General features: G+C 67.8%; 9 protein-coding genes. 3 read left to right on the forward strand and 6 right to left on the reverse strand.

What is annotated here, in order from left to right; genetic code table 11:
- Positions 1-40 precede the first annotated feature (40 nt).
- Positions 41-601 carry a GNAT family N-acetyltransferase gene (locus ACE3TU_RS15775; RefSeq protein ID WP_374625871.1) on the reverse strand — a complete coding sequence of 187 codons (561 nt, stop codon included), beginning with the start codon at positions 599-601 and terminating at the stop codon, positions 41-43.
- Positions 598-1,470: a phosphoserine phosphatase SerB gene (serB, locus tag ACE3TU_RS15780; RefSeq protein WP_374625873.1), complete on the reverse strand. Its 873-nt coding sequence runs from the start codon at positions 1,468-1,470 to the stop codon at positions 598-600. Before serB ends, ACE3TU_RS15775 begins: the two co-directional genes overlap by 4 nt.
- Positions 1,471-1,497: 27 nt before the next feature.
- Here serB and miaA point away from each other — a divergent pair, with 27 nt between their 5' ends.
- Positions 1,498-2,415, forward strand: a complete 918-nt coding sequence (gene miaA / locus ACE3TU_RS15785) for a tRNA (adenosine(37)-N6)-dimethylallyltransferase MiaA (protein ID WP_374625875.1) — start codon at positions 1,498-1,500, stop codon at positions 2,413-2,415.
- On the opposite strand, the gene ACE3TU_RS15790 is transcribed toward miaA, so the two are convergent.
- Together ACE3TU_RS15790 and ACE3TU_RS15795 are read right to left on the reverse strand one after the other, a co-directional pair.
- Positions 2,375-3,790, reverse strand: a complete 1,416-nt coding sequence (locus ACE3TU_RS15790; protein ID WP_374625877.1) for an MATE family efflux transporter — start codon at positions 3,788-3,790, stop codon at positions 2,375-2,377. The two genes, miaA and ACE3TU_RS15790, sit on opposite strands and share 41 nt — an antisense overlap.
- A gap of 95 nt (positions 3,791-3,885) precedes the next feature.
- The gene (locus tag ACE3TU_RS15795; protein WP_374625878.1) at positions 3,886-4,212 is read right to left on the reverse strand and encodes a hypothetical protein; all 327 of its coding nucleotides are present in this window, start codon (positions 4,210-4,212) and stop codon (positions 3,886-3,888) included.
- A 190-nt stretch (positions 4,213-4,402) separates the two neighbouring features.
- On the opposite strand from ACE3TU_RS15795, the gene ACE3TU_RS15800 reads away from it, so the two are divergent.
- Entirely contained in the window at positions 4,403-5,608 is a 1,206-nt protein-coding gene (locus ACE3TU_RS15800) for a mandelate racemase/muconate lactonizing enzyme family protein (RefSeq protein ID WP_374625880.1), read from the forward strand.
- Positions 5,609-5,935: 327 nt separating this feature from the next.
- On the opposite strand, the gene ACE3TU_RS15805 is transcribed toward ACE3TU_RS15800, so the two are convergent.
- On the reverse strand, positions 5,936-6,190 hold the full coding sequence (locus ACE3TU_RS15805) for a hypothetical protein (protein ID WP_374625882.1): 255 nt from the start codon (positions 6,188-6,190) through the stop codon (positions 5,936-5,938).
- Positions 6,191-6,424: 234 nt separating this feature from the next.
- On the opposite strand from ACE3TU_RS15805, the gene ACE3TU_RS15810 reads away from it, so the two are divergent.
- The gene (locus tag ACE3TU_RS15810; protein ID WP_374625884.1) at positions 6,425-6,874 is read left to right on the forward strand and encodes a DUF805 domain-containing protein; all 450 of its coding nucleotides are present in this window, start codon (positions 6,425-6,427) and stop codon (positions 6,872-6,874) included.
- On the opposite strand, the gene ACE3TU_RS15815 is transcribed toward ACE3TU_RS15810, so the two are convergent.
- A partial coding sequence (locus tag ACE3TU_RS15815; RefSeq protein ID WP_374625886.1) for an FG-GAP repeat domain-containing protein occupies positions 6,871-7,919 on the reverse strand: 1,049 nt, incomplete at its 5' end. The genes ACE3TU_RS15810 and ACE3TU_RS15815 overlap by 4 nt on opposite strands.

Genomic DNA, 7,919 nt, shown 5'->3' on the forward strand with positions numbered 1-7,919 from the left:
AGCCGTTTCATCGCTGTGCGCCTCGGCTGAGGCCTCGGCGTCAGTCGTCGCGCAGGACAGGATTGAGGATGCGGTAGACCACGTGCGGGCGCAGCAGGTGCCCCTGTGGCACGTCGGGGTGGTCGAAGTCGGAGTCGGGGTCGTGGCGCATCCCGATCTTCTCCATCACCCGGCGGCTCGGCAGGTTGCCGTCATAGGTGATGGCCACCACCTCCGTCAGCCGCAGGCTTCGCCAGGCGAAGTCCAGCATGGCGCGCGCCCCCTCCGGCGCATAGCCTTGCCCCCAGTAGGGCTGCCCGAGTTGCCAGCCGATTTCCACCTCGGGGGCACCCGGAATGGCGAGTCGCAACTCGTCGCGGAATGGCGCCATGCCCAGCATGCCGAGGAACCGGCCATCGGACTTCCGCTCGACGGCGAAAAACGAGTAGCCGATGTCGCGCAGTCTCTGGCGGGCCCGCTCGATTCCCGCGTCCGCGTCGGCATAGGTGCCGACCTCCGGGAAGAACCTGCGCACCACCGGATCGGCGATGATCTCGGCGTAGAGCGGCTTGTCGGCGTCCCGCCACTCGCGCAGCACCAGCCGCTCGGTTTCCAGCCTCACCGGACGATGTCCTCCTCCTCGTAGCCCTGCAGGTAGAGCAGTGCCGTGAGGTCGCCATGATCGATGCGGGCCGCCGCCTGCGCTGCCACGTGCGGCTTGGCATGCAGGGCGACCCCGAGTCCGGCCGCGCGGATCATCTCGAGATCGTTGGCCCCGTCGCCGACGGCCATCGTGCGTGCCATCGGCACCCCGCGCTCCGCGGCGAGGGCCTCGAGCCGGCTGCGCTTGGTCGACTTGTCGACAATCGGGCTCGCGACGGTGCCGGTCAGCCGGTCATCCTCGAACTCGAGCACGTTGGCGATGGCCTCGTCGAAGCCGATGCGCCGGGCAAAGTAGTCCGCGAACAGCGTGAACCCCCCCGACACCAGCGAGGTGTAGGCGCCGAAGGCCTTCATCGTCTGGATCAGCGCCCGCCCGCCCGGAGCCAGGGTGATTCGCTCGCGGCGGATTTCCTCGACCGCCCCGCGTTCGAGGCCCTTGATCAGTTCGACCCGATGCCGCAGAGCCTGTTCGAAGTCGAGTTCGCCGTTCATCGCCCGCTCGGTGATGGCCGCGACCTCGGCCTTGATCCCCACGGCGTCGGCCAATTCGTCGATGCACTCCTGCTCGATCATGGTCGAGTCCATGTCGGCGACGAGGATCAGCTTGCGTCGATCCGCCTCCGGGACCAGCACGGCGTCCACCGCCCGGCGGTCGATCACCGCACCCGCGGCTGCCACCGGGTCGTTCCCCCGGGGTGCATGAATCTCGCAGGCGATGCGCTGGTGCAGCCAGTTGATCTCGCCCCCCGTCTCGTGCTGGATCGCCGCCACCAGCGCGCTGTCGAGTGCTGGATCGGCCGGATTGGCGATGAGGCAGAGGATCGGCATGGGACTTCCGGGAAGGGCCTGAGAAACATGGGCAGGGCGCCCGGTCGGCGAGCGGTGTTGATAGCGGGTCCGACTGCCAGCGGCAAGTCGGCGCTGGCGCTCGCCCGTGCCGAAGCCGAAGGCGGTGTGATCGTCAACACCGATGCCCTGCAGGTCTACTCCGGGTTGCGCCTCATCACCGCCCGTCCCGGCGATGGGGAGCTGGCGCGCGCCCCGCACCGTCTCTACGGCGAAGTCGCGCCCTCCCTTCGCTTCTCGACAGGGGCCTGGGTCCGCGCCGCGGCGGCCATCATCGCTGCGAGCGGTGACGCTCCGCTGTTCTTCGTCGGCGGTACCGGCCTCTACTTCGAGGCGCTGATCGCCGGTCTTGCCGACGTTCCGGAGGTGCCGCCGGCTGCGCTGGCCGCCGCCGAGGCCGAGATTGCCGGCCTCGATCGCGAGGCGCGCGGCCGGCTCATCGCCGCTCGCGACCCGTTGATCGCGGCGCGTCTCAGGGCCCCCGACCCGCAGCGCGTGGCGCGGGCGCTGGCGGTTCTCGATGCCACCGGCAGATCGCTGGCAGAATTCCAGGACACCCGTGCCGAGGGGCTGCTCGCCGGCTTCGAGGTTGAGCGCATCGTCCTCAACCCCGATCGCGACGTGCTGCGCGACCGCATCGCACGGCGCTTCGAGGCGATGTTCGCCGGCGGGGCCATCGAGGAGGTGCGGGCGCTGCTCGCCCTCGGCCTGGATCCCGCCCTACCTGCTATGAAGGCCATCGGCGTGCCCGAGATCGGCGCCTTGCTGCGTGGCGAGATCGGGGTTGCTGAGGCCATCGCTCGCGCCGTCACCGCGACCCGGCAATACGCCAAGCGGCAGCGCACCTGGTTCCGCGGTCGCATGGCCGACTGGACCTGGATCGATCCTAGCCGACCAGATGCCGGAGCAGTCCGAGCCGTTCCCTGAGGGCGAAGCGGGTCACCAACAGCACCGCGACGAAGGCCAGTCCGGTGGCCAGTCCGATCCAGACGCCTATGCCGCGCCAGTCGAGGACGAAGCCGAGCAGGTAGGCAGTGGGCAGCCCGACCACCCAGTAGCCGAAGAAGGCAAGCCACATCGGGGTTCGCGTGTCCGACAGCCCGCGCAGCGCGTGCGCGGCCACCACCTGGGCTCCGTCCGCCAGTTGGAACAGCCCGGCCACCGCGAGGTAGGTCGCCGCCAGTGCCACCGCGTTGGCGTTTCCGGCGATCCCGGGGTCGAGGAAGATCGATACCAGCTGCTGGGGCATGGCGAGAAACAGCGTGCAGGTGACGGCCATGAACCCCATGCCCATCGCCAGTGCCACCCAGCCGGCCTTGCGGATGCCCTCGGCGTCGCCGGCGCCGAAGGCGAGGCCGACACGCACCGTTGCCGCCATGCCGAGCCCGAGCGGCACCATGAATGCCGTCGAGGCGAGTTGCAGCGCCACAGCATGGGCCGCCGTCTCGTCGGTGCCGATCCGCCCCATCAGGATCGCCGCCACCGAAAACAGCCCGACTTCGGCCGCAACCGTCAGCCCGATCGGCATCCCGACCCTGAGGATCTCGGCAAACCGGCGCCAGTCCGGCTTCCAGAATCGGACGAGGATATGGAAGCGCTTCAGCTTGCGATGGGTGAGCGCATAGGCGGTCAGCGCCAGGAACATGAACAGGTTGACGAAACCGGTGGCCAGCGCCGCCCCCCGCAGTTCCAGCAGGGGCAGTCCGAAATGTCCGAAGATCAGCGTGTAGGCGACGAGCGCGTTGACGATGACGCCCATCACCGTGACCACCAGGATCACCCGGGTTGCGGCGAAAGCGGAAAGGAACGAGCGCACCACCATGGTGCCGAGCACCGGGTAGAGCATCCAGAAGCCGGCGAACATGTAGCTCTCGGCGAGGGCGGTGACCTCCGGGTCCTGCCCGAGCGCCAGGTAGATCGGCCTGATGCTGAGCACGATCGGCACCAGCAGGGTGGCGACGAGAATCGCGACCCAGAATCCCTGCCGCACCACGCGCCGCACCGCCTTGATATCCCGCCGTCCGCGCGCCTGCGCCACCAGCGGCGCCACGGCACCGACGATGCCGATGCCGGTCAGCTGGAAAGGCATCAGGAATGCCCCGGCCAGCGTGCCGGCGGCGAGGTACTTGGGGCCAAGCCAGCCCATCAGCACCACGTCGGTGGTGAACAGCAGGTTCTGCGCCAGTTGCGCGACGATCAGCGGCCAGGCAAGCGCAAAGGTCGCCCGCAGTTCGCTGCCCCAGGCGTGGGAAAAATCAACGGTGGCGTCGCCGGAGGCCGGCGCCGTCAGTGGCTCGCTCATCGAACTCATCCCAGTCGCGGGCGGGAGCCTTAGCCCATGCCGGCTCCCATCACAAGCGCGGGAGAACCCTCGCGCAGGGGCCGTTCTGGCCGGGGTCAGTCACCCAGCCGCACCGTACGCCAGGTCTGGATCACCCGGACCGGGCCGGGCCGCCTCACCTGCAGGTGCCCCCAGTCGCCGGCATAGGGCACGCGTACCGAGACCCGGATGAACTGCTCGTTGCCGCATTTCGAGCAGCGGAAGGGCGGGCGCAGCGCGTCGCGCTCAGGATCGAGCAGCGCCACCAGATCGGTCGCGAGATAGGTTGCCGTCCGCCGGCAGAGATTGCAGCGCACGATGACGAGCTGCCCCTCCGCTGCGGCATCCCTGAGCCGATGGCGCTTGCCGGGGTAGTGCGACTGCTTCCAGGGTGGAGTAGGCAAGGGGTCGATCCATATGTTCCTGTTCTGTTCTAGATTGCGTCGCGCCGTGGTGTAAAGCGGCCGGGATCGTGCCGGCACCACGGCAATGTGCATTCCGCCCGGTTTTGCCCACAACCCGTTTGTCTGCAGCGATGTTTGTCGCTAAGAACAAGCCATTGTTTCGGAAGGATTTTGAGGAGGATCCGCCCCAATGAAGATCACGGACCTGAAGTGTGCGGTGATTGCGAGCAGTCCCGTGATCCGGATCACGACCGACGAAGGCATCACCGGCTGGAGCCAGATCGAGACTCCCAAGCCCTACGTCAAGCCGCAGGTGCTGCAGCTCCGGGACTGGATCGTCGGACAGGATCCGCGCGACGTCGAGCGCGTCATGCGCCGCATCCGCGTGCGCGGCGGCTTCAAGCCGTTCGGTTCGGCCGTCAGTGCCATCGAGCATGCCCTGTGGGACATTGCCGGAAAGGCGGCGAACGCCCCGGTCTACCGCCTGCTCGGCGGCAAGGTCCGCGACCAGGTTCGCACCTATCGCACGCTGTATCAGGCCGAAGTGCCGGGCGGTGCCGAGCACACGCCCGCCGGCTACAAGCGCTGGGCCGAGTACGGCAAGTCGCTGAAGGGCGAGTTCACCCTGTTCAAGCTGCCCAGCGCCTATCACTCGTCGATGGTGCGCGACTTCCCCGACTTCTTCTACGGTGAGGTTCAGGTGGATGCACCGTTCCCGTACCCGCACAAGGGGACGCTGACCAAGGAAGGGTTCGACCATCTGGTCGCCTGCATCACCTCGGCCCGCGAGACGCTGGGCAAGGGCTACAACACTGCCGTCGATGCCGGTCCCGGCTTCATGCCGCTCGATGCGCTGCGCCTCGCCAAGGCACTCGAGCATTTGCACCTGATGTGGATCGAGGACACCGTCACCGGGGACTATTCGCCCTACGTCAATCCGGACGTCTACAAGGACGTCACCCACCACACTACGACGCCGATCCACACCGGCGAGCAGATCTACCTGCGTCAGCACTACAAGGCATTGATCGAAAGTCACGCGGTCAACGTCATCGGACCGGACCCCTGCGATATCGGCGGCCTCGCCGAGATCAAGTGGGTGGCCGAGCACGCCGATCTGCACGGCATCGCCATCGCCCCGCACGGCACCGCCAACGGCATTCTCGGCCTGGCCGCGCTGATCCAGGTTTGCGCCACCATGCCGGACAACCTGATCGCCTTCGAGTATCCGGCCCGCTTCGAGCCCTTCTGGTACGACATTACCGAGGGCTTCGACGGCATGCCGGTCAAGGGCGGCCTGATTGATGTGCCCGACCGTCCTGGTCTCGGCGTCAACCTCGTCCCCAGGCTGGCCAGGAAGTACCTCGAGGAGGGCGACGAGGGCTTCTTCGACTGAGGGCGGCCAGCGACATCAGGGGCGCCGGACGTGACCGCTGCCCCTGCTTGTCGGAAACCGCCGTTCAGTCGGCCTCCGCCTCTTCCGTGGGCGGGCAGCGCCAGGGGAACGGCCACGGCAGGGGCAACCCTTCGCCGGCGGGTTCGGCACAGGCCTGCTTGCGGTTGAACACCGCCCGCAGCGCCGCGTCGAGATCGCGCGCGACGCACGACCGGTCACACGCGGCGCCACCGGGGTTGCCGGTCTCCGTTCCCGCCAGCGCCGGGAGGACCGCGAGCGGACGATCACGCTGGTGCCGAAGATCAGGCGACGGATCATTGGACGCTCCTATTTGACGTTGCGGACGGAATAGAGCCGCCGCGTACCCTGCGGGTAGGCCTTGGCGACGTCGGCGGCGAGCTGCGAGCCCATGTAGGCCTGCCGCTTGGCTTCGCTGACCCAGATGGAGACGACGGCGATCTCACTCTCCGTCTCCAGCTGGTAGGCATCGACGATGCCGTCCGCTTCTCGGACGAAGCGGCGAAACAGGTCGTCGGCCTTGGTGTCGAGGCTCTGCGGAATAGTCAGAATCGATGCGATCATGATGTCCCCTGCTGCCGACCACCGGCACATTCCGGCAGTGGGCCCTCACCTTGGCCCGCCCTCGGGGCCGGAGTACAGCAGCAAGGCTGTCGGATAGTCGCCGAAAGACTGCATGAATGCGGTCGAATACAGGAAAAAGCAGGTGCCCGATCGATAAACTGCAATCGATCGGTACAACCTCGACATAAGCGACTTGCCCTAACGTCGCTGCGTCAGGTGTTGGGAGGTTCGGCGGTGCTGGGATATCTGGACGCGATGTTGCGCTACTTCGAGCTCTCGGGGCGGACGACGCGCACCCAGTACTGGGTCTTCCAGCTCGTCATGGTGCTCCTGATGGCCGGGGCCGTCGTGGCGGACGTCATGTTTCTCGAGGCGCCGCCGGCCGAAGGGAGGCTGGGGTTCTTCGCCATGTTCGCGGTCATCGTCCACACTGTACCGGGGATCACCGTCACGGTGCGCCGGTTGCACGACAGCGGACGCTCCGGGTGGTGGTACTGGATTCAGCTGATCCCGATCCTCGGCTCGATCTGGTTGCTGGTGCTGATGTGTCTCGGTCCCAACGAACGGGCCTTCCGCTATGGCGACGATCCGCGCGACGTTGCCGGGCGGACGACCCCCATGACCCGTTCCGCCGAGCTCCTCGCCAGCATGCAGGCCCGCCGCCAGACGGTGTCGCGCATCTAGGGCGTGCCGCGACCGAGGAGCAGCCTGTCCGGGCCGCCCCGGCTCGCGACGAACAGGTCGGCGCGGCCGTCGCCGTTGAAGTCGGCCACCTCGAGATCGAACGCATTGGCCAGGGCGCTCTTTGGCAACACGCCTTCCGCCGGGACGAAAGTCCCACCCTCGTTGCGGAAGGCCACGAGCGGGTAGGCGGAGTTGCGCGCGGAGAGATCGCCGAGCCTGCCGCGGATCAGGTCGGGCCGGCCATCCCCGTCGAAGTCGACGAACGCCACCGCCATCGTCGTTTCATCGTCCGGCACGAGCCGCTCCGTCGCGTCGACGAACCGTCCCGTTCCATCATTCAGCAGCAGGCGATCCTGCTGGTCGCGGTCGGGGTTGAACAGCCGCACATTGGCGAAATAGGCGTCGAGGTCGCCGTCGGCATCGATATCGACGAGGTGGGTGTCGCGCGTCTCCTCGGGCGCCGCGCGCAGCGGCAAGGGCGCGTCGCTGAACCTGCCGCTGCCGTCGTTGCGATAGAGCCGGTTGCGCTCCTCGTTGCCGAACATCAGGTCGATGTCACCGTCTCCGTCGATGTCGCCGGCGGCGATGTCCTGGCTGACATCGTCGAAGCCGGGCAGGCGCGCCGCGCTCTCGTCGGCGAAGCCGCCGGCGCCGTCGTTGATCCAGATGAAGTCCGGCCCGGCGTTGGCAACCGCGAGGTCCGGGTCGCCGTCGCCGTCGAGATCGGCGGCGATGACGGTGTTCGAGGTGGCGCGCACGGGCAGCCGCCCGGTGACGTCGGTGAAGCCGCCCCGGCCATCGTTGAGGTGGTAGCCGTAGACCTGGTCGTCCTCCCCCACGAAGACCAGGTCGAGGTCGTCGTCCCCGTCGAAGTCGGCGATCGCGACATCCTCGTGATCGCCGACGGGGCCGGCGAGGGGAGCCTCGATGAACCGGCCCGTGCCATCGTTGAACAGGATGCGGTTGCGGCCGTATTCCACGGCGATCGCCAGGTCGAGGTCGCCGTCGCCATCGAGATCGGCCGCGCTCGCGGCCATCGAGTTCG

This window comes from Devosia sp., from assembly GCF_041917035.1.
GTDB lineage: Bacteria > Pseudomonadota > Alphaproteobacteria > Rhizobiales > Devosiaceae > Devosia_A.